Source organism: Amycolatopsis sp. NPDC048633 (assembly GCF_040650695.1).
Taxonomy (GTDB): Bacteria; Actinomycetota; Actinomycetes; order Mycobacteriales; family Pseudonocardiaceae; genus Amycolatopsis.
Window position 1 is genome coordinate 1 of sequence record NZ_JBEZHS010000032.1, and the last position, 21,134, is coordinate 21,134.

Consider the following 21,134-nt stretch of genomic DNA (forward strand, 5'->3'; position numbering starts at 1 on the left):
CTCGCCCTGGTGTGGAAGGACCCCGGGTTCTTCCTGGCCCACCCGAAGACGATCGCCGCGTTCGGCCGGGAATGCACCAAAGCCGGCGTCTACCCCGACGCCGTCGACCTCGGTGGGCATCACGTTCCGGCGTGGCGGGGGGTGCCGATCCTGCCCTGCAACAAGATCCCCGTCACCGAAACCGGCACCAGCTCGATCCTGCTGATGCGCACTGGGGAGCAGGCCCAGGGCGTGGTCGGGTTGCACCAGACCGGGCTGCCGGACGAGTACCAGCCGGGCCTGAACGTCCGGTTCATGGGCGTCTCCGAGCAGGCCATCCTCTCCTACCTCGTGTCGGCCTACTACTCCGCAGCCGTACTGGTCCCGGACGCGCTCGCCGTACTGGAAAGCGCCGAACTCGGCCGGGAGGGCTGAGAACCGTGACGGTCACGGAGGAAACGACGTCCGTTCAGCTGTCCCTGAGCGTCACGGCCGCGCGGACACTCACCACGACGACCAAGACGCTGCCGCAGATGCGCGGCATCACCACCCGCTGGCTGCTCTCCCAGCTGCCCTGGGTCGACGTGCCCGCGGGCAGCTACCGCGTCAACCGCCGCCTCACCTACACCATCGGCGACGGCAAAGTCAGCTTCTTCACCACCGGCGCCCGCGTCCAGGTCGTCCCCGCCGAACTCACCGAACTCGAACTCCTGCGCGGCTTCAGCGACGAACAAGCCCTGAGTGCGTTGGCCGAGGCCTTCGAGCAACGCGAGTACGAACCGGGCGCGACGATCGCCGACGCGGGCACCCCGCTCGACACCCTGGTGCTCATCGCCCACGGCAAGGTCAGCCGCCACGGCCGCGGCGAGTACGGCGACGAGACCCACCTCGGCACCGCCACCGACGGCGACCACTTCGGCGCCGAGCTTCTCGCCCGCGACGACGCCAGGTGGAGCTTCACCGCCAAGGCCGCCACCCACGTCATCGCCCTGGTCCTGCCCGCGAGCGCCTACGCCCGGCTCAACGGCCGGTCCGAGTCGCTTCGCGCGCACGTCGCCGAAGCCGTCGGACGCCCGCGCAAACCCCAGAACGGCAAGGGCGAAGCCAGCATCGACCTCTCCGCCGGCCACGACGGCGAACCGATGCTGTCCGGCACCTACGTCGACTACGACCCCTCACCGCGCGAATACGACCTCGCCGTCGCGCAAACCGTGCTACGCGTGCACAACCGCGTCACCGACCTCTACAACAACCCCATGAACCAGCTCGAACAACAGCTGCGTCTCACCGTGGAAGCGTTGCGGGAACGACAAGAACACGAACTCGTCAACAACACCGACTTCGGGCTCCTGCACAACGTCGACCTCAAACACCGACTCACCACCCGCACCGGACCACCCACCCCACTCGACCTCGACGACCTGCTCTGCCGCCGCCGCAAGACCAAGTTCTTCCTCGCCCACCCCCGCGCCATCGCCGCGTTCGGGCGCGAATGCACCCGAGCACGCGTCTACCCCGACACGACGGTCCTCGACGGAAAGCGCGTCATGGCCTGGCGTGGCGTCCCGATCCTCCCCTGCGACAAGATCCCCGTCACCGACACCGGCACGACGTCGATCCTGGCCATGCGCACCGGCGAAGACGACGCGGGGGTCATCGGCCTGCGGCCCAAGGAGCTGCCGGACGAGTACCAGCCCGGCTTGAACGTCCGGTTCATGGGCATCAGCGACCACGCGGTGACGTCCTACCTGGTCAGCGCCTACCACTCCGCCGCCGTGCTGGTCCCGGACGCGCTCGGCGTCCTCGACCATGTGGAGACCGGCTCATGACCCGCCGGGACCGTCGGCGATGTTCCACGGCAGCAGCTGGTAGTCACCCTCGCACGGGTTCCCGCGCAGCACCCGGTACTCCCCCGCGGTGAGGTCGACCAGGCTGCTCATGGTCGTCTTGTAGCGGCGCACGTCCGGATCGCTTTCCCGGGCGTGCGCGCACACCCCGTGCGGGTGCCCGAAGTGGTCGCTCATCGTCTCCTGCACGACCTTGCGCACGCCGCCGGAGTCCGGGGCGTCCGCCGCCCGCGCGAGCCCGCGTTCGATGATCGGGACCCGGTACAGCGAGTCGACCGCGGCCGGCCGGTACCGGCCGGCCAGCGCCGCCGGGACGCCGTACTGGTAGTGGTTGCCGTGCACCAGCACCCCGTCCGACGCGTAGCCCCAGCGGTGGTCGAGCGGCGTGGTCTCCAGGTCGACCGCGAAGCCGTCGCGGTGGGTGAACAGCAGGTTCGTGGCGATGTGCTGGGGATACGTGTACGGCACGCGCAAGGCGTCGCGCATCGTCGGGCTGTCGAGGATCAGCCGGCGCAGCACCGGCTGCGGCAGGCCGGGCGGGGTGCCGAACGCGCCGTCGAGGCCGTTGGCGTTGAGCGCGAGGCCCGCCGAGTTGACTCCGTGCCGGCCGACCTGCCCCGCCTCCACCTGCATGATCACCGTCGGCTTGGGCGGCTGCACGATCCGGACGAGGACGGTCGTGGCCTCGGTCTCGGCCCGCCAGTCCCAGTTCTGTCCACAGTAGACATGGCCATCGCCGGTCGCTTCGGGCAGCAGCGCGAACGACGAGCAGCCGTCCATCTCCGTGAAGCCGCTGGCGTGGTTGCGCGCGATCTCGCCGCGCGCGTTGAGCGCGAGCACCTCGTCCGGGTGCACACCGGCGCCCGCCGCGATGCCGTCCATCTCCTCCAGGAGGTCCGGTGCGTGGGCGGCGACGAGCCTGCGCCACGGCCCGACCCGCGAGACCACGTCGGGCCAGGCCAAGCCGGGCTTGACGGCGAACGAGCGCCGGTAGTGGTCGAGCGAGCGGGCGATCTCCGCCCGCGCCGCCTCACCGTGGTGGCGGCCGCGTTCGGCGGGTGAGCCGCTGAGCTCCAGCAGCGGGACGGTCGGCACGGGCAGCTCCTCCGAGTGGATGTAATGACCACTACAGACCTTGCAATGGATGACTGACGCGTTACTATGTAGTCATTCCTACAAGGAAGTCAACCACTGATATGGACGCTACAGAGCTGTCGCTGCAGGACCGGATCACCGGCCGGCTGGCGATGATGTCGAAGGCGGAACGGAAGGTCGCGGAATACCTGCGCACCCACAGCGGCGAAGCCATCTTCGCCACCGCCGAGCAGATCGCGGCGGCCGCCGGCACCAGCGACGCGACCGTCGTCCGGACGGCCCGCTCGCTCGGCTACGCGGGCCTGCTGGAGCTGCGGCACAGCCTCACCCGGCAGGTGGTGCGGGCCACGAGCCCGTCGCCGCCGCCCGGCCGTCCGGAGGAGCAGGTCTCGGCCACCGCCGCCCTGCTCGAACGGGTGTTCACCGAGGCGGCGCAGCGGCTCGCGGACACCTGGCGGCTCACCACCGAACCCGCGTTCGACCGGGCGGTCGCCACCCTGGCCGGCGCCCGTGACGTGCTCGCCTTCGGGATCGGGCCGTCCGAGTCGGTCGCCGCCTACCTGGCCCTGCGGCTGCGCCGGATCGGCCGGCGCGCCCGGGTCAGCGGCGCGACCGGCTTCCGCCTGGCCGACGACCTCCTCGAGCTCGACCACGGCGACGTGGTCGTCCTGTACTCCCCCGGCCGGCTGCTCGCCGAACTGGAGGTCGTGCTCGACCACGCCGCCGCCGTCGGCGCCCGGGCCGTGCTGATCTCCGACACGCTCGTGCCCGTGTACGCCGAACGCGTGCACGTCTCGCTGTTCTCCGTGGACAGCACCACCGGATCCACCGGCGAAAGCCTGCCGTCCCAAGTGCTCACCGACGCCCTCGTGCTCGGGGTGCGCGCGGCGGACGAGGCCCGCGCCACCGAACGCGCCGAACTGCTGACCGGGCTGCGATCCGAACTCAGCCAGACCCGAACCACCCGCCGAACCCGGAAAGAGAGCCCGTGAGCGCGACGACCGAAGAAATCAGCCGCGTCGAGGCCGGTACCGCCCGCAACTACCACCCGCTGCCGGTCGTGCTGACCGAAGGACAGGGTGCCTGGGTCACCGACGTGGAAGGCCGGCGCTACCTCGACCTGCTCGCCGGGTACAGCGCCCTGAACTTCGGCCACGGCGACAAGGAGCTCCTGTCGGTGGCCCACGAGCAGCTGGACCGGCTCACGCTGACCAGCCGCGCGTTCCACCACGACCGGCTCGGCACCTTCAGCACCGAGCTGGCCGCGCTGGCCGGCATGGAGCTGGTGCTGCCGATGAACACCGGCGCCGAAGCCGTCGAGACGGCGATCAAAGTCGCCCGCAAGTGGGGCTACACGGTCAAAGGCGTGCCGGCCGGGCGCGCGCGGATCGTCGTGGCGGGCGGCAACTTCCACGGCCGCACCACCACCATCGTGAGCTTCTCCGACGACCCGGTCGCCACCGCGGACTTCGGCCCGTTCACGCCGGGGTTCGACACCGTCCCGTTCGGCGACGCCGAGGCCCTGCGCGCGGCCATCACCGAGGACACCGTCGCGGTGCTGATCGAGCCGGTGCAAGGGGAAGCGGGCGTCCTCCTGCCCCCGGAGGGCTACCTCGCCGCCGTCCGCGAAGCCTGCACCGCGAGCAACGTCCTGATGATCGCCGACGAGATCCAGTCCGGGCTCGGCCGCACCGGGCGCACCTTCGCCTGTGAGCACTTCGGCGTGGTGCCGGACGTCTACCTGCTCGGCAAGGCGCTCGGCGGCGGCCTGGTCCCGCTGTCGGCGGTCGTGTCGCGCCGGGACGTCCTCGGCGTGCTGCAGCCGGGCCAGCACGGCAGCACCTTCGGCGGCAACCCCCTCGCGTGCGCCGTCGGCACCGCCGTCGTCCGCAAGCTCGCCACCGGCGAACCGCAGCGCCGGGCCGCCGAGCTGGGCGCGGTCTTCGCCGGGCTCCTCACCGGCCTGCCGAACGTGCGCGAGGTGCGCACGCTCGGCCTCTGGGCCGGCGTCGACGTCGTCGGCCGCAGCGGCCGCGACGTCTGCGAAGGGCTGCTTCGGCGGGGCGTGCTCGCGAAGGACGCCCACGGCTCGACGATCCGGCTCGCGCCGCCGCTGGTGATCGACGAGGAGGACCTGCGGCACGCGGTCGCGCAGTTGGCCGAGGAGCTCGGCTCGTGAAGGACTTCCTGCGCGGCCACGCGGAGCTCGTCGAGGAGGAGGGCCGGTTCGTCCCCCGCCGGCTGCCCGCGGGAGCGTTGCACCCGCGGCTCGACGACGTCGCGCGGATGCCCGCCGGGGTGCGGCTGGAGTTCGAGACCGACGCCCGCGGGTTCGGCTGGGACGTGCGGATCGCCGGGACCGGCGACGTCGACGTCGTGGTCGACGACAAGCTGGTCAGCCGCTCCCGCACGGTGCGCGTCGACGACCTGCCCGCCGGCCGCAAGCACGTGCGGGTCTGGCTGCCGCAGTCGAGCCACGTCAGCCTCGGCGAGCTCAGCATCGAGGGAGAAACCAAGGCGGTGCCGGAAGGCCCGCGCTGGATCGCCTACGGCAGCTCGATCACGCAGTGCCGGCTGGCCGCCGGGCCGTCCGAGACCTGGCCCGCCCTCGTGGCGACCGAACTGGGCTGGTCCTTGCGCTGCCTGGGTTTCGCGGGCGAATGCCACCTCGATCCCGTGGTGGCGCGGTACATCCGCGACACCGAGGCGGACGTGATCAGCCTGTGTGTCGGCGTCAACATCCACGGCGCCGCGTCGTTCTCCGCGCGCTCGCTCGGGCCCGCGCTCGAAGGTTTCGTCCGCACGATCCGCGAAGGCCACCCGGACACCCCGATCCTGCTCACCACTCCCCTGCACGCCCCCGAGCGCGAACAGCAGCCCAACGCGCTCGGGCTCACCCTCGCCGACGTGCGGGCCGAGGTCGCGAACGCCGCCCACGGCCTGCCCGTCGTCGACGGCACGTCGATCCTCGGCCCGGCCGACGCCGGGCTCCTCGCCGACGGCCTGCACCCGGACGCCGACGGCTACCGCCTCATCGCCGACCGGCTGCGGCCGCACCTCGCCGCGCTGCTCCCCGAAACCGAAGGACGCCACCCATGAAGATCCTCGTCCTGCCGGGCGACGGCATCGGCCCCGAAATCACCGCCGCCACCCTCGACGTCCTCACCGCCGCCGACCGGCTCCTGGGTCTCGGCCTCGAGATCGAGACCCGTGACATCGGGCTGGCGTCGCTGAAAACCGAAGGCACCACGCTGCCCGCCGAAGTGATGACCCGGATCCCGGAGGTCGACGGCGTGTTGCTCGGCCCGGTGTCGCACTACGAGTACCCGCCGCGCGCCGAGGGCGGCATCAACCCGTCGGCCGAGCTGCGGACGGTGTTCGAGCTGTTCGCCAACGTCCGGCCGTGCCGCTCGCGGCCGGAGCTGAGCCTGCTGCGCAAGCCGATGGACCTGGTCATCGTGCGCGAAAACACCGAAGGCTTCTACTCCGACCGCAACATGCACGCGGGCACCGGCGAGTTCATGCCCGACCCCGACCTCGCGCTGTCGGTCCGCAAGGTGAGCGCGAAGGCCGCCGAGCGGGTCGCCGTCGCCGCGTTCGACCTGGCGCGTGGCCGCCGCCGCAAGGTGACCGCGGTGCACAAGGCCAACGTGCTCAAGCTGTCCGACGGGCTGTTCCTGCGGGAGGTCCGCAAGGTCGCCGAGCGCTACCCCGACGTCGAACTCGAAGAGCTGATCGTCGACGCGACGGCCGCGCTGCTCATCCGCACCCCGGACCGCTTCGACGTCCTGGTCACCACCAACATGTTCGGCGACATCCTGTCCGACGAAGCGTCCGAGCTGTCCGGCGGCCTCGGCCTCGGCGGGTCGATCAACGCCGGGCACGACATCTGCGTCGGGCAGGCCCAGCACGGGTCCGCGCCGGACATCGCCGGGCTCGGCGTCGCCAACCCGACGTCGCTCATCCTCTCCGCGGCGATGCTGCTCGACTGGCGCGGCCGCCGCGACGACGACCCCGGCCTGCTCAAGGCGGCCGCACTGATCACCGCGGCCGTCGACACCGTGCTCGACGACCCCGCCACCCGCACCCGCGACCTCGGCGGTTCCCTCGGCACGGCCGAGCTCGCCGAAGCCGTCGCGAACGCCCTCACCAAGACTGGAGTCCGATGATCCTCTCCGTCGACCCGGCCACCGGCACCGAGCTGGCCCGGTTCACCCCGCAGTCCACTGTGGACGTCGAGGCGGCGCTCGACGCGGCCGCCGGGGCCCAGGCGCGCTGGCGCACCCTCGACCTCACCGGGCGGGTCGGGCTGCTGCGGGACCTGGCCCGTGTTCTCCGCGCCGGCAAGGAGAAGTACGCGCGGCTGATCACCGCGGAGATGGGCAAGCCGCTCGCCGAGTCCGAAGCCGAGATCGAGAAGTGCGCGGTGACGTGCGAGCACTACGCCGGGCAGGCGGGCGCCTACCTCGCCGACCGGCCGATCCCGCCCGACAGCGTGGTCGTGCACGACCCGCTCGGCGTGGTGCTGGCCGTGATGCCGTGGAACTACCCGTTCTGGCAGTTCTTCCGCTTCGCCGCGCCCGCGCTCGCCGCGGGCAACGGGATCGTCCTCAAGCACGCGGGCAACGTGCCGCAGTGCGCGCTGGCCATCGCCGACGTCGTGCGCGACGCCGGTGTGCCCGAGGGCCTGGTCCAGGTGCTGCTCGTGGAGTCCGGCGCGGTCGCCGGGCTCATCGCGGACGACCGGATCGCGGCGGTCACCTTCACCGGGTCGACGGAGGTCGGCTCGATCATCGCCGCGCAGGCCGGGGCGGCGTTGAAGAAGCAGGTCCTGGAGCTGGGCGGGTCCGACCCGTTCGTCGTGCTGGCCGACGCCGACGTGCCCGCCGCCGCGGCCACCGCCGTCAAGGCCCGGTTCGTCAACGGTGGCCAGAGCTGCGTGAACGCCAAGCGGTTCATCGTCGAGGAGGCCGTGGCCGACGAGTTCGTCCGGGAGTTCACCGCGGCGGCCGCCGCGCTGGAGCTGGGCCCGCTGGCGCGGGAGAACCTGCGCGAGACACTGCACGACCAGGTCCGCCGGAGCGTCGAGGCCGGTGCTTCCCTGCTGCTGGGCGGGAAACCGGCGGACGGGCCCGGGTACTTCTACCCGCCGACGGTGCTCGACCACGTGACGCCGGGCATGGCGGCGTTCGACGAGGAGACGTTCGGTCCGGTGGCCGCGATCACCCGGGTGCCCGACGCGGACGCGGCGATCGCGATGGCCAATCGCACGGAGTTCGGCCTCGGCGCGGCGTTGTGGACACGCGACCTCGACCGCGCGGCCACGCTCGTGCGCCGGTTCGAAGCCGGCGCGGTGTTCGTCAACGGAATGGTCGCCTCGGACCCGCGCCTGCCGTTCGGCGGCATCAAGAAGTCCGGGTACGGCCGGGAACTCGGCGCCGAAGGGATCCGCGAGTTCACCAACACCAAGACCGTGTGGCGCGGCCCGGGCTCGACGTCGTTCACCCCCTCCGTCCTGCGCCCGGCGTCCCTGCCGGCGCACAACCGCGGTGGCGGCGCGAGCACCGTGCCGCTGGTGACCCGGGCGATCGGCGCGCAGGTGTTCCTCAACGGCACCACGCACTTCGAGGGTGGCGCGGGCATCCCGCTGCACACGCACAACTGCCCGGAGAGCGTGGTGATCCTCGAAGGCTCGGCGATCGTGGAGATCGACGGCACCGAGCACCACCTCGAGCAGTTCGACACGACGTATGTCGACGCGGGCACCCCGCACCGGTTCCGCAACGCGTCGGCGACCGAGCCGATGCGCATCCTGTGGACGTACGCGTCGGTGGAAGCGACGAGGACGATCGTCGAGACGGGCGTGACGAACCGGGTCGACGCCGAACACACGAAACTTTCGAAATCGGCCTGAATACGAAAGTTTCGAAAGGCGCCCCCTTCTTGACGGCGGAAACGGAATGGTTCTAACGTTTCATCATTCCGTTTTCCCCGGAAGGGAGAATCCCGGTGCGCGCTTTCCGGCTCCGTCCTGCCCTCGTCCTCCTCGCGGCCACCGCCATCGGCCTCGCCGGGGTGGTCACCATGGCCTCCGGCGCGGCCGCGGCGGTCGAGGACGACGGGGCCGACTGCCCCGTCTCCGTACCCGCCTCGTGGCCCAGCACCGCGAAACTTCCCGATCCCTTCAAGAAGATCGACGGCACCCGCATCACCGCCAAGTCCGACTGGCGGTGCCGGCGGGAGGAGATCAAGAAGCTCGCGGAGCGCACGGTCTACGGCGAGAAGCACGCGAAGCCGGCCAGTGTCACCGGCACGGTCTCGACCACGAACATCAGCGTGAACGTGAGCGAAAACGGCCGGAGCGCCAGTTTCTCCGCGGGCGTCCAGCTGCCCGGCGGTACCGGTCCGTTCCCGGCCGTGGTGGTGGTCGGCGGATTCGGGGCGGACACCGCCACCATCAAAGCCGCCGGGGCCGCCGTCATCACTTACGACCCCTTGGCCGTGGGCAAGGAAGGCACCCCGAGGAACAACAAACAAGGCGCGTTCTACAGCATTTACGGCTCGTCGAGCAGCACCGGGCTGCTGGCCGCCTGGGCGTGGGGCGTGAGCCGGATCATCGACGTCGTCGAACAGTCCGGCGGCCAGGTGCTCAAGGCGGACGCGCTGGGTGTCACCGGGTGTTCGCGGTACGGGAAGAGCGCTTTCGCGATCGGCGCGTTCGACCAGCGCATCGCCCTCACCATGCCGATCGAGTCCGGCACGGCCGGCGCGCCGATCCTGCGCGGCATCCCCGGTGAAAGCGGTTCCCAGCCGCTGAGCAACGCTTACGGGGAACAGCCGTGGTTCGGTGACGCCTTCAGCGCGTACACCGGCAACCCGGCCGCGCTGCCGGTGGACACGCACGAGATGATCGGCATGGTCGCGCCGCGCGGGCTGTTCGTCATGGAGAACCCGCACATCGACTGGCTCGGCGCGCGCTCCGGCAGCGTCGCGGCGCTCGCCGGCGCGGAGGTCTACAAGGCGCTCGGCGCGGGCGACAACATCACCTACTGGTCCGACGTCCAGGACGGCACGCACTGCGCGTCCCGGTCCGAATGGCGGACTCCGTTGCAGCAGAACATCCAGAAGTTCCTGCTGAAGACGGGCAATGCCGCCGGGACCTTCCGGATCTCGAGCAAGAAGGCCGGGAACCTGGCCGAGTGGCGCGACTGGTCGACGCCGGTCCTCACCGACGGCCCGGGCACCCCGACGACCCCGACCACGCCCACCACCCCGACGACTCCGACCACGCCCACCACGCCCACCACGCCGACGACTCCGACCACGCCGCCGCCGGATGGCACCTGCACGGCTTCGGTGTCGGTGAACCAGTGGACCGGCGGGTTCGTCACGACGGTCCGCGTCACGGCCGGAGCCGCCGCCGTCACCGGCTGGACGGTCACCGCGGCCCTGCCCGCGGGAGCCACCATCACGTCCGCGTGGAACGCCGGACGCAGTGGCGACACCGGCACGGTCCGGTTCACGAACGTGGGCTTCAACGGCGCCCTGTCCCCCGGCCAGTCGGTGGAGTTCGGCTACCAGGGCACCGGAACCGGCACCGGGACGACGACGACTTGCGCCTGACGCAATCGTAGGTTGCCGAAGTTGCGTGGCACGAACAGCACCGTGGCTCCTAGCTTCGTACTCGTAACGAGTATCCCGAAGAAGGAGCAGCACCATGCACGTGTTCGTCACCGGAGCGACGGGGTGGATCGGCTCGGCCGTCGTCGGCGACCTGCTCGGCGCCGGGCACGAGGTCACCGGCCTCGCCCGCTCGGACGCCGCGGCCCTCAAGCTCGCCCAGGCGGGCGCCCGGGTCCGGCGCGGCGACCTCGACGACCTCGACGGCCTCCGCGACGGCGCGATCGACGCCCAGGCCGTCGTCCACCTGGGCAACAAGCACGACTGGGGCAACCCGGCGGAGAACAACCGGACCGAGCGCGCGGCGATCGACACGATGGCGGGCGCGCTCGCCGGCACCGACCGGCCGTTCGTGCTCGCCGGCGCGCTCGCGGGCGTGGCCCAGGGCCGGCCGGCGGCCGAGACCGACGTGTCCCCGGCGGTCGGCCCGGACTCGATGCGCGGCGGCGGCGAGAACCTCGCGCTCGAGTACGTCGAGAAAGGCGTCCGGGTGGCCAGCGTCCGCTTCGCGCCGTCGGTGCACGGCGTCGGCGACCCCGGGTTCCTGGCCGCCATCACAGCGGCGGCCCGCCGGCACGGGGTGTCCGCGTACCTCGGCGAGGGTGAGGCGGCGTGGGCCGCGGTCCACCGCCCGGCCGCGGCCCGGCTCGTCCGGCTCGCCGTCGAAGGCGCACCTGCCGGTTCCCGGCTGCACGCCGTGGCCGAAGAAGCCGTCACGACGCGGGAAATCGCCGAGGCGATCGGGCGCGCGTTCGACCTGCCGGTGGTGTCGGTCGCGCCGGAGAACGCCGTCGAGCACTTCGGGTTCATCGGCCGGTTCTTCGGCCTGGACATGTCGGCGTCGAGCGCGCACACCCGCGAACTGCTCGGCTGGACCCCGTCCGGGCCGACGCTGGTCGAGGACATCGAAGGGGGTGCGTACGCGTGACCCCGACCGTGACCGCCTTCATGCTGGTCAAGACGACGCCCGAGTGGCTGGCCTTGACCGTCGAGCAGCGGATCGAAGCGTTCCGCACCGAGGTCGTCCCGGCGATCGAGGAGAAGGCGAAAGGCGTCCGATCGCGCTTCTACGACACCGAGTTCTACTCGGCGCGCGTGACCGACGTGTGGGTGTGGGAGGCCGTCGACCACGAGGCCTATCAGCGCCTGGTCGACGCCCTCCGCGAAACCCCGTTCTGGGACCGCTGGTTCGAGGTCGCCGAGATCCTGGTCGGCGTCGAGAACGGGTACGCGAACAACTACGGCGTCGACGCGGTCGCCAGCATCACGTCCTAGTGACCTGAGCGGCGCTGTGCGTGAGTGGCCACGGCGATCCAGGCGGTGGCCACCACGGCCGCGCCGAGCACGACGAGCAGAAGGACCGCGGGTGCCACCCGCGTGCGCGCCTGCGCGAAGGACATCAGGAACGGCAACGCGAAGCCGAGGTAGCTCAGCACCTGGTAGACCGCGGTCGCCGTGCCGAGCGCACGGTCGGCCGCGATCTCCTGGACCTTGACGAGACCGGCGAACTGAGTGAGGCCGTAGGCGGCGCCGAGCATCGCGGAGGCGAGCAGCACGGCCACCGGTGACACCACCGAGGCGGCCCAGGCCGCACAGCCGATGCCGGTGACGACCGACAGCATCGAGGCCGGGAGCAGGCGGGATCCGCCGGCGCGGTGGATCTTCTTCGCCATCGGCTGGACGAGGATCCCGGTCAACGCGGTCACCGCGGTGGCGACGGCGCTGAAGAGCAGGGCGTGCCCGGTCACCTGGCCGGCGACCAGCGCGGGCAGGTAGGCGAGGGCGATCGCGGCGGTGCCGAACACCCAGGGTGCGAACGGCAGCAGCACCACCAGGAAGGGCTTGACCACGACGGGGTTTCCCGACGGCCGGGCACGCGCGGCCGCCGGGCGCCCCGGGTCCGGTGTCCGCCGCACCCCGATCGTCGCGGCGAGCAGCAGCAGCAAATGCGGCACATAGGCGGTTGTTTCGGGCGCCGGCAGCCACTGGGCGCACAGCCCGGCGACAAAAGGGCCGGCCGCGAACCCGACGGTCATGGACACGGTCGTCCGCCGGGGGCCGGCCGCGGCGTCGCCCGCCCCCACCGACAGCTCCTTCAGCCACGCGGCTCCCGTGCCGAACGCGAGGCCACTCGCCACGCCGGCCAGCAGCCGGCCCGCGTAGAGCCAGGCCGGGAGCGTGCCACCGACCATCAGCAGGCAGGTCGCGGCGAACGACACGGCCAACGCGGTCAGCACGACCGGCCGGCGACCCGCGACGTCCGACCACTTCCCCCCGGCGAGCAAGGCCGGGATCAGTCCCAGTGCGTACAGGCCGAACACGGCACCGGCGACCGTGGGCGGCAGGCCGAGGCGCTGCTGGTAGAGCACGATCAAGGGGGCGAACTGGTTCGCGCCCCACCCGATCGCGGTCAGGGCGAGGCCGGCGCCCAGCCACGCTCGGGCCGGCCTGGCCGCCGGGGGAGAAAGTTCCGTCGAGGTCACCTGGTCACGGTCTCCGACCGGCACCCGTCTCCACGAGTGTCCGATCCGACAATCTGCGTACACTTTCGGACATGACCGTGGTGGCGCTCGCCCTGAGTGACGGGGTACCGCTGTACGAGCTGGCGGCACCCTGCGCGATCTTCGGGACCGACCGTTCGGACCTCACCGGCTCGCCGTGGTACCGGTTCCAGGTGTGCGCGCCGGCGGACGCGCGGGTGGACCGGTGGTTCCGGACGACCACCGAATTCACCTACGACGACCTCGTGGCCGCCGACACGGTCGTGGTGCCGGCGTGCCATGACGGCGCGATGCGGCCTCCGGGTGACCTGGTGGACGCGGTACGAGCGGCCGCCGACCGCGGTGCGCGGGTGATTTCGATCTGCACCGGCGCGTTCGTGCTCGCGGCGGCGGGCCTGCTCGACGGGCGCCGGGCAGCCACCCACTGGCTGCACGCCGAGACCCTCGCGCGGCGGTACCCGGCCATCACGGTCGACCCGAACGCGCTGTACATCGACGAGGGGCAGGTCCTCACCTCGGCGGGAAAAGCCGCCGGCACGGATCTGTGCCTGCACGTCGTCCGGCTCGACCACGGCGCCGCCGTCGCGAACGAGATCGCCCGGCGGCTCGTGACGGCCCCGCACCGCGAAGGCGGGCAAGCGCAGTACGTGGCGTCGTCGAGCCCCAAGACGTCCTACGACGAGCTGGCGCCCGTCATGGACTGGGCGCTCGACAACCTCGGCCGGTCCATCACGATCGAGCAGCTGGCCCAGCGCGCCAATCTCGGCGTGCGCACGCTGAACCGGCACTTCCACGCCCGGGTCGGCACGAATCCGTCGCGGTGGCTGCAGGCTCAGCGCGTCCGCCGGGCACAGCAGCTGCTCGAGCGGACCGGCGACAGCGTCGAGTCCATCGCGGGACAGGTCGGCTTCGGCACCGCCGCGGCCCTGCGGCGCCACTTCCGGCAAGTTCTCGACACCAGCCCGGACACCTATCGCCGGGCCTTCACGCGGAAGGCGGCCGCGGACTGAGGTGACCCGGCCTTTTTGCGGCCCTAGAGCACGAACCCAGTCGGGAAGGGGTCGTCCGGGTCGAGGAGGTAGGTGGCCGTGCCGGTGATCCACGCCCGGCCCGAAAACTCCGGGATCACCGCCGGGACCCCGCCCACCTCGGTCTCCCCCACCAGCTCGCCGGTGAACGTCGTGCCGATGAAGGAGCTGTTCTCGAACGGCGTGTGCAGCGGCAGCTCGCCGCGCGCGTGCAGCTGGGCCATCCGGGCGGACGTGCCGGTGCCGCAGGGCGACCGGTCGAACCAGCCCGGGTGGATCGCCATGGCGTTGCGCGACGCCCGCGCGTCCGAGCCCGGGGCGAGGAACTGGACGTGCTTGCAGCCGCCGATCAGCGGGTCGGCGGGGTGCTTCGGCGGGCGCTGTTCGTTGATCGCGCCCATGATCGACAGGCCCGCGCTCAGGATGCGGTCCTTTTCGGACCGTTCGAACGGAATGTCCACTCGGGACAGGTCGAGGATGGCGTAGAAGTTGCCGCCGTAGGCCAGGTCGTAGCGCACCTCGCCGAGGCCGGGTACGTCCACGACGGCGTCGCGCTCATGCAGGAACGACGCGACGTTGCGCAGCTTGACCCGCTCGGCGCGGCCGTCGCGGACGGTGACCTCGACGTGCACGAGCCCGGCCGGGGTGTCCAGGCGCACCACAGTCGTCGGCTCGATCACCTCGACCATGCCGGTCTCGACCAGCACCGTCGCGACGCCGATGGTGCCGTGGCCGCACATCGGCAGGCAGCCGGACACCTCGATGTACACGACGCCCCAGTCGGCGTCGTCGCGGCACGGCGGCTGCAGGATCGCGCCGCTCATCGCGGAGTGCCCGCGCGGCTCGTGCATCAGGAACTGCCGGATGTGGTCGAGGTTTTCCATGAAGTACCGGCGGCGCTCGGCCATGGTGGCGCCGGGGATCGTGCCGACGCCGCCGGTCACCACCCGCGTCGGCATGCCCTCGGTGTGCGAGTCGACCGCCGTGATCGCCCGTGACGACCGCACCTACGCCACCCCCAGCGAGGCCAGCGCGCGGCCCATGTCGGCGCGGACCTGCTCGCGCTGGACGTCCGACAGCGGCCCCCGCGGTGGCCGGCACGGCCCGCCGTAGCGGCCCACCATGTCCATCCCGAGCTTGATGGCCTGGACGAACTCGGTGCGCGAGTCCCAGCGGAACGCGGCCACCAGCGGCTCGTACAGCGCGCGGGCCTCGTCGAGCTTGCCCGCCGTGGCCAGCTCGAACAGGCGCGCCGACTCGGCCGGGAAGACGTTCGGGAACCCGGCGAACCAGCCGGTCGCGCCCATCAGCAGGCTCTCCAGGACGACGTCGTCCGCGCCGCTGATCACGGCCAGCTCCGGGGCGCGCTCGCGGATCTCCAGCACGCGCCGGACGTCGCCGGAGAACTCCTTGACGGCCACGATGTTGTCGATCTGGGCGATCTCGGCCAGCAGGTCCGGGGTGAGGTCGACCTTGGTGTCGAAGGGGTTGTTGTAGACCATCACCGGCAGTCCGACCGACGCGACCGCCTCGAAGTGGGCGAGCACCTCGCCGCGGTTGGCGCGGTAGAGCGTCGGCGGCAGGCAGAGCACGCCGTGCGCGCCGTCCTCGGCCGCCGCTTCCGCCCACTGCTTGGCTTGGTGCGCGCCGGGTCCGTGGACGCCGACGACGACGATCCCGTCTTCGCCGACGGCCTCGATGGCGGTGCGGGCGACGCGGCGGCGTTCGTCGTCGGTGAGCGAGGAGTACTCGCCGAGGGAGCCGTTCGGGCCGACGCCGCGGCAGCCGTTCTCGACGAGCCAGCGGCAGTGCTCGGCGTAGGCGTGGTAGTCGACGGCCAGCCCGGCGGGCGCGCTGTCGTCGGTTTTGTACGGCAGTGCGGCGGCGACGACCACGCCGCCGAGGTCGCGGGTGCTCATGCTGGGGTCTCCTTCGGGTCGGCGAGCTCGCCCAGGCGGATCGGCTGGGCGATCGGGCGGTGGTGGCGTTCGGTGCCCCCGCAGAGTTCGGCGACGGTGGGCCCGCACATCCGGCCCTGGCACGGGCCGAGGCCGGCGCGGGTGCCGAGCTTGAGGGCGTGCGGGCCCGGTGTGACCGGGTCGGCGACGGCGCTTTTCAGCTCCCCGTAAGAGGTTTCCTCGCAGCGGCAGACGATCGTGTCGTCGCGCAACCAGCCGTGCCAAGCCGCGCCGATGGGGTGGGCGGTCTTCAACCGGTGCGCGAACCTTCGGGTGCGGTCACGCTCGCGCAGCAGCGCCCGGCCCGGCGTACCCCCGGCGGCGGCCCAACCGGCGACGGCGCCCTCTGCCCTTGCGGCATCCGCGCCGCCGATCCCGGTGATCTCCCCGGCGGCGAAAACCCTGGTCGCGCTGGTGCGTTGATGCTCGTCGACCTGCACGAACCCGCCGTCGAGCACGCACCCGGCGGCGACGGCGAGTTCGGGTTGCGGCGTGAAGCCGTGCCCGACGCAGACGGCGTCCACCGCGTAGGTGCGTTCAGTGCCGGGCACGACGGACCAGTCCGCACGGACCCGGGCGGTGACGACCTCGCGGACCCGATCGTCCCCGCGCGCTTCGACGACCGTGCGGCCCAGGTGGTACGGGACGCGGTGGCGGACGAGGGTGGCGGCGTAGCGGGCCAGTTCACCGGCTTTGCGCGGGTGGAGCCCCCATCCTTTGAGGACGGTGGCGGCGGGGTTGGTCTCCAGGACGGCGGCCACTTCGACCCCGACGCCCAAGAGCGATTCGGCGACGGGCAGCAGAAAGGGCCCGGCCCCGGCAACGAGCACGCGCTTTCCGACGGCGACCCGTTCGCCCTTGGCCAGCGCTTGGGCGGCGCCCGCGGTGAAGACGCCGGGCAGCTGCCAGCCGGGGAAGGGCAGCGTGCGATCGTGCGCGCCGGTGGCGAGGATCAGGGCATCGGGTTCGAGGGTGTGCCGCTCGCGGCCGGAGCCGTCGGCCGGGCCGCGCAGGACATGGATCCGGAGCCGCACTCCCTGGCTTCCGGCTCCGGGGGCGCCGGCCGCGGGATCACCTGCCCCGGCAACGCCCGCCGCACAGCTGGCAGCTCCGGGATCGCCGACCGCACAAGGGGTGGCTTCGAGCGCCCAGACCGTGCTCTCCGGCCACCAGTCGCACCGCTCCAACAGCTTCTCGAAGCCGGGCTGCCGTGCCCCGTACAGCGTCCGGTGGTACTGCCCGCCCGGGGCGTCCGACTGGTCCAGGACCGTCACCTCCGCCCCGGCCCGCAGCGCGGCTTCGGCGGCCGCGAGCCCCGCGGGCCCGGCGCCGACCACGACCACCCGCGTCATGCTTCCTCCTCGCGGGACTGGGTGCGGATCTCGTCGCCGTCCATTGCGCGGCGGCGGCACGCGCGGACGTCGGGCACTCCGTTCACCGTCACCACGCAGTCGAAGCACGCGCCGATCCCGCAGAAGACACCCCGCGGCGCACCGGATCGGGTGGTGCGCCACGACATCCGCCCGGCCGCCAGCAGCACCCCGGCCACGGTCTGCCCCGCGGTGCCGGAAAGAGGCTCGCCGTCGACCGTGATCTCGATCATGCGACCACCGCCGGACGGTCCACAGTGAACTCCTCCACCGGCATCGACGGCGACGCCCCGGTCAGCAGTTCGCGCAGCAGCCTCGCCGTGCCGACGCTCAGGCCGATGCCCGCACCCTCGTGTCCCGTTGCGTGCCAAAGGTTTCCCAGCCTCGGGTCCTCGCCCAGGACCGGGAGGTGATCGTCCACATAGGGCCGGAAACCGCCGTAGGCGCGCATCACCGCCGCGTCGGCCAGCGACGGGAACAGCCGCAGCGCCGTGGCCGCGATGACGCTCAGCACGTCCGGCACGATCGCGTCGTCGAAGCCCACCCGGCGGCGGGACGAGCCGATCAGGATCGTGCCGCCGCGCGTCGACTCCACGACAGCCGAGGTCTGCAACTCGCCGTCGCCGGAGCCGACCGCCCCGACGTAGTCGGCGTCGTAGACCTTGTGCCGCACCACGCCGGGCATCGGCGTGGTCACCAGCACCTCGCCGCGCCGGGGCCGAACCGCGATCGGGGCGCCCAGGCGCGCCGAGACCTCTCCGGCCCATGGGCCCGCCGCGTTCACGACGACGTCGGCGTCGAGGACCTCGCCCGGGACGCGAACCCCGGTGATCCGGCCGCCGCGGACGACGGCGCCGGTGACCTCCGTGTCGACAAGCAGGCGAGCGCCGTGCGCGAGGGCCGAGCCGAGCAGGGCCAGGGTCGCGCCGGCCGGCTGGACCTGTGCGTCCTCCGGGTAGCGGACCGCGGCGGTCACCTCGCGGGTCAACGCGGGTTCGGCCGCCGCGACGTCCACTGTGGACAGAGTTTCGGTGCGCACCCCGGCTTCGGCCTGTTCGGCGGCGAACGCCGTGAGCGCGCGGGCGCCGGCTTCGGTGGTGGCCACGACGATGCCGCCCTTGGGGTCGAACTCGCAGGCGTCGCCGAGCTCGGCCGCGATCTCCGGCCACAGCCGGGCCGAGAGCTGCGCGAGCCGGAGCTCCGCGCCCGGCCCCTTGTCCGAGACGAGGAGGTTGCCTTCGCCGTGCGAGGTGGTGCCGCCGGCGGGCCGGCCGCGGTCGAGGACCACGACGTCGAACCCGGCGAGGCTCAGCTCCCGGGCACACGCCGCCCCGATGACGCCGGCCCCGATCACCACCACCCGCGTTCGGTTCATCGACCCTCCGGTGTTCGGTAAAGCGAACGATCGGAGGTTAAGTCTCCTGAGCCGGAGATGTCAACGGGTGCGGCTGCCCGTCAAGGCGTTCGTCCGCGCGGTACTGCAGGAGCAGCACCGAGTGGACGGGCGCCTCGAGCGCGGTGTAGCTGTGCGGCTCGCGGGCGTCGAAGGCGACGTAGTCCCCCGGCCCGAGATCGACGGTGCGCCCGCCGACCTCGACGCGCAGGCCGCCGGTCTGCACGACGGTGTGCTCGACCCCGACGTGCCCCTGCGACCGCTGCGGCGCGTCCCCGCGGACGACCTGGTCGTAGACCTCGAAAACGCTGCTCTCGGCCTCGATCCGGCGCAGCGGCCGCAGGTCGATGCCCTCGCCGCGGAGGACTTCGACGTCGGCCGCGCGCACGACGGTCAGCCCGCCGCGAGGCCGGTGGTCGAGCAGGTCGGAGATGGCGACTTCGAGCGCCCGGGACAGACTGAAGACGGTCTCGATGGTCGGGTTGCCGGTGCCGGCCTCCAGCTGCGAGAGGGTGGCCTTGCCGATCCCGGACCGCCGCGAGAGCTCGGACAGCGACAGGCCCCGCGCCGCTCGCGCGGCCCGCAGGTTGACGGCGAGCATGTCCCGGATCGACGGCCCGCCGTCCTCGGCCACCCGCGTCCCACCGTTCGGTAAAGCGTCCATTGAGCCCCGCCTCCGTTCGGTTTGCCGATCGGGCCAGGGTCATGATGACACGCCGGGCGCCGTGCCAGAATCACCACGCCCGATCACCACCCTGGGGGAACCTTTCCGTGGACATCTCGTCTTCGTTCGTCTTCACGCCCGAAATGGCGAAACGGTCCTTCCGCGCCTGCCACCCGAGCGCCCCGGTAGCCCGGTGGCTGCCGGCCGGGATCTACGTCGTGTTCGGCGTCGTGGTGCTGACCATCGCCCTGCAGCGCTCGAAGCCGGACCCGATCGGGCTGGTCCTCGGCAGCGCGTTCCTCCTGCTGGGCGTCGCCTGGCCGGTCCTCCAGGCGCGGCGGGTCGCCCGGCTGCTGCGGCCGTTCGCCGAGCCCGCGACCAGCCGGATCGTCCTGACCGACGCCGAGTACGCGGCCGAATCACCCGGGCGGACGATGACCCGGGGCTGGACCACCTTCACGAGCGTCGCGCTGGTCCGGGGGTTCTGGGTGCTGAAGCTCGAGGCCGAGGGCAAGGTCGCGTTCCCGGCGGACGCCCTGGACGCCACGCAGACCGAGGTGTTCCGGACCGCGATGCGCGAGAAGGGCCTGCTGGCCGGCTCAAAGGTCTAGCCACCGGCGGTAGTCGGGCAGGTCGACGTTGCCGCCGCACACGATGGTGACGACGTGGCGCCCGGCGAAGCGGTCACGGTCTTCGAGGATCGCCGCGAGGCCGAGCGCCGCGGACGGCTCCACCACCAGGCCCGCGTGCTCCAGGAACAGCCGCATCCCCGCGATGATCGACGCCTCCCGCACCAGGACGGCGTCGTCGGCCACGGCGAGGAGGTCGTCGAGGACCTCCGGGATCGGGAACCGGCCCGCGACGCCGTCGGCGATCGTGTCGGCCGACTCCGTGGTCACGACGCGCCGCTCGCGCCACGACCGGGCCATCGCCGGTGCGCCTTCGGGCTGGATGGCGATCACCTCGGTGCCGGGGGCGAGGGTCTTCAGGACGTGGCCGACGCCGGTGGCCAGCGCGCCGCCGCCGAGGGCGATGAGAACTGCGTCGAACGGCCCGGCGTCCGCCAGCTCCAGGCCGATCGTGGCCGCGCCCTCGCAGGTCTCGACGTCCAGGCTGTCCTCGACCAGCCGGACACCCCGCTCCCGCGCGAGGGCCACCGCCCGCTCGCGAGCCAGCTCGAAGTCGCCGTCCACCAGTTCCAGGTGGGCACCGAGCGCCCGGATGCGCTCGAGCTTCGCCGCGGGCGCGAACCGCGACGCCACGACGGTGACGTCGATCCCGCGGCCCCGCGCGGACAGGGCGAGGGCTTGGCCGAGGTTGCCGGCGCTGGCACACACGGCGGCGCGCCCGGCGAGGCCGTCCACGACGAGTTCGGTGCCGCGGCCTTTGAAGCTGCGGACGGGGTTCGCGGTTTCGAGCTTGACGCTCACCCGGCAGCCGAGCGCGCGTTCCAGGGGTTCGCAGCGGTAAAGGGGGCTGTCGAGGAAGACCGGGTCGATCACCCGGCGGGCGGCCCGGATCCGGTCGAGGTCGAGGCGCGTGTCCGGCACGGCTCCGGAGCATAGTCACCGCGCGGTTGGGACGTCATGAACGACCCTTTCACCGCGCCGGACGAGGTG

General features: G+C 72.2%; 20 protein-coding genes and 1 pseudogene. 12 read left to right on the forward strand and 9 right to left on the reverse strand.

From position 1 onward, the window contains the following. Positions 1–414: pseudogene (locus AB0C38_RS38300) on the forward strand (Crp/Fnr family transcriptional regulator); the annotation flags it as partial. Between the two features lie 5 nt (positions 415–419). Next, a complete protein-coding gene (locus AB0C38_RS38305) occupies positions 420–1,808 on the forward strand; it encodes a family 2B encapsulin nanocompartment shell protein (RefSeq protein ID WP_360682678.1) in 1,389 nt (462 codons plus the stop codon). Here AB0C38_RS38305 and AB0C38_RS38310 read toward each other — a convergent pair. After that, positions 1,803–2,921 (reverse strand): C45 family peptidase, encoded by a 1,119-nt coding sequence (locus AB0C38_RS38310; RefSeq protein ID WP_360682679.1) that lies wholly within the window; start codon positions 2,919–2,921, stop codon positions 1,803–1,805. The genes AB0C38_RS38305 and AB0C38_RS38310 overlap by 6 nt on opposite strands. Before the next feature lie 101 nt (positions 2,922–3,022). Here AB0C38_RS38310 and AB0C38_RS38315 point away from each other — a divergent pair, with 101 nt between their 5' ends. The 8 genes from AB0C38_RS38315 (at position 3,023) to AB0C38_RS38350 (ending at position 11,876) form a co-directional block, all read left to right on the forward strand. Then, entirely contained in the window at positions 3,023–3,913 is an 891-nt protein-coding gene (locus tag AB0C38_RS38315) for a MurR/RpiR family transcriptional regulator (protein WP_360682680.1), read from the forward strand. Continuing rightward, positions 3,910–5,100: an ornithine--oxo-acid transaminase gene (gene rocD / locus AB0C38_RS38320; RefSeq protein WP_360682681.1), complete on the forward strand. Its 1,191-nt coding sequence runs from the start codon at positions 3,910–3,912 to the stop codon at positions 5,098–5,100. The genes AB0C38_RS38315 and rocD overlap by 4 nt, the downstream gene beginning before the upstream one ends. Beyond that, positions 5,097–6,020 (forward strand): GDSL-type esterase/lipase family protein, encoded by a 924-nt coding sequence (locus AB0C38_RS38325; protein WP_360682682.1) that lies wholly within the window; start codon positions 5,097–5,099, stop codon positions 6,018–6,020. The genes rocD and AB0C38_RS38325 overlap by 4 nt, the downstream gene beginning before the upstream one ends. Beyond that, a complete protein-coding gene (locus AB0C38_RS38330) occupies positions 6,017–7,090 on the forward strand; it encodes an isocitrate/isopropylmalate family dehydrogenase (protein ID WP_360682683.1) in 1,074 nt (357 codons plus the stop codon). The genes AB0C38_RS38325 and AB0C38_RS38330 overlap by 4 nt, the downstream gene beginning before the upstream one ends. Next, positions 7,087–8,835, forward strand: coding sequence for an aldehyde dehydrogenase family protein (locus AB0C38_RS38335; RefSeq protein ID WP_360682684.1), 1,749 nt, complete (start codon positions 7,087–7,089; stop codon positions 8,833–8,835). The genes AB0C38_RS38330 and AB0C38_RS38335 overlap by 4 nt, the downstream gene beginning before the upstream one ends. 95 nt (positions 8,836–8,930) lie before the next feature. Next, a complete protein-coding gene (locus AB0C38_RS38340; RefSeq protein ID WP_360682685.1) occupies positions 8,931–10,544 on the forward strand; it encodes a cellulose binding domain-containing protein in 1,614 nt (537 codons plus the stop codon). A 94-nt stretch (positions 10,545–10,638) separates the two neighbouring features. Continuing rightward, positions 10,639–11,529: an SDR family oxidoreductase gene (locus tag AB0C38_RS38345; RefSeq protein WP_360682686.1), complete on the forward strand. Its 891-nt coding sequence runs from the start codon at positions 10,639–10,641 to the stop codon at positions 11,527–11,529. A 20-nt stretch (positions 11,530–11,549) separates the two neighbouring features. Continuing rightward, a complete protein-coding gene (locus AB0C38_RS38350) occupies positions 11,550–11,876 on the forward strand; it encodes a darcynin family protein (RefSeq protein WP_360682828.1) in 327 nt (108 codons plus the stop codon). Here the strand turns inward: AB0C38_RS38350 and AB0C38_RS38355 are convergent. Continuing rightward, a complete protein-coding gene (locus AB0C38_RS38355; RefSeq protein WP_360682687.1) occupies positions 11,873–13,084 on the reverse strand; it encodes an MFS transporter in 1,212 nt (403 codons plus the stop codon). The two genes, AB0C38_RS38350 and AB0C38_RS38355, sit on opposite strands and share 4 nt — an antisense overlap. Positions 13,085–13,155: 71 nt before the next feature. Between AB0C38_RS38355 and AB0C38_RS38360 the strand changes: the two genes are divergently transcribed. After that, positions 13,156–14,112, forward strand: coding sequence for a helix-turn-helix domain-containing protein (locus tag AB0C38_RS38360; protein WP_360682688.1), 957 nt, complete (start codon positions 13,156–13,158; stop codon positions 14,110–14,112). 23 nt (positions 14,113–14,135) lie between these two features. On the opposite strand, the gene AB0C38_RS38365 is transcribed toward AB0C38_RS38360, so the two are convergent. From AB0C38_RS38365 to AB0C38_RS38390, 6 genes are read right to left on the reverse strand one after another with little or no spacing between them, the layout of a single operon-like run. Next, positions 14,136–15,137 (reverse strand): proline racemase family protein, encoded by a 1,002-nt coding sequence (locus tag AB0C38_RS38365; RefSeq protein WP_360682689.1) that lies wholly within the window; start codon positions 15,135–15,137, stop codon positions 14,136–14,138. Next, on the reverse strand, positions 15,138–16,049 hold the full coding sequence (locus tag AB0C38_RS38370; protein ID WP_360682690.1) for a dihydrodipicolinate synthase family protein: 912 nt from the start codon (positions 16,047–16,049) through the stop codon (positions 15,138–15,140). Further along, entirely contained in the window at positions 16,046–17,440 is a 1,395-nt protein-coding gene (locus tag AB0C38_RS38375) for an NAD(P)/FAD-dependent oxidoreductase (protein ID WP_360682691.1), read from the reverse strand. Before AB0C38_RS38375 ends, AB0C38_RS38370 begins: the two co-directional genes overlap by 4 nt. Beyond that, complete coding sequence (locus tag AB0C38_RS38380; protein ID WP_360682692.1) at positions 17,437–17,691, reverse strand: (2Fe-2S)-binding protein; 255 nt, start codon at positions 17,689–17,691, stop codon at positions 17,437–17,439. The genes AB0C38_RS38375 and AB0C38_RS38380 overlap by 4 nt, the downstream gene beginning before the upstream one ends. Continuing rightward, positions 17,688–18,833: an FAD-dependent oxidoreductase gene (locus tag AB0C38_RS38385; protein WP_360682693.1), complete on the reverse strand. Its 1,146-nt coding sequence runs from the start codon at positions 18,831–18,833 to the stop codon at positions 17,688–17,690. The genes AB0C38_RS38380 and AB0C38_RS38385 overlap by 4 nt, the downstream gene beginning before the upstream one ends. A gap of 37 nt (positions 18,834–18,870) precedes the next feature. Beyond that, positions 18,871–19,515 (reverse strand): XRE family transcriptional regulator, encoded by a 645-nt coding sequence (locus AB0C38_RS38390; RefSeq protein WP_360682694.1) that lies wholly within the window; start codon positions 19,513–19,515, stop codon positions 18,871–18,873. Between the two features lie 107 nt (positions 19,516–19,622). Here AB0C38_RS38390 and AB0C38_RS38395 point away from each other — a divergent pair, with 107 nt between their 5' ends. Further along, complete coding sequence (locus AB0C38_RS38395) at positions 19,623–20,126, forward strand: hypothetical protein (RefSeq protein ID WP_360682695.1); 504 nt, start codon at positions 19,623–19,625, stop codon at positions 20,124–20,126. Here the strand turns inward: AB0C38_RS38395 and AB0C38_RS38400 are convergent. Next, the gene (locus tag AB0C38_RS38400; protein ID WP_360682696.1) at positions 20,115–21,065 is read right to left on the reverse strand and encodes a pyridoxal-phosphate dependent enzyme; all 951 of its coding nucleotides are present in this window, start codon (positions 21,063–21,065) and stop codon (positions 20,115–20,117) included. The genes AB0C38_RS38395 and AB0C38_RS38400 overlap by 12 nt on opposite strands. Positions 21,066–21,134: the final 69 nt, after the last annotated feature.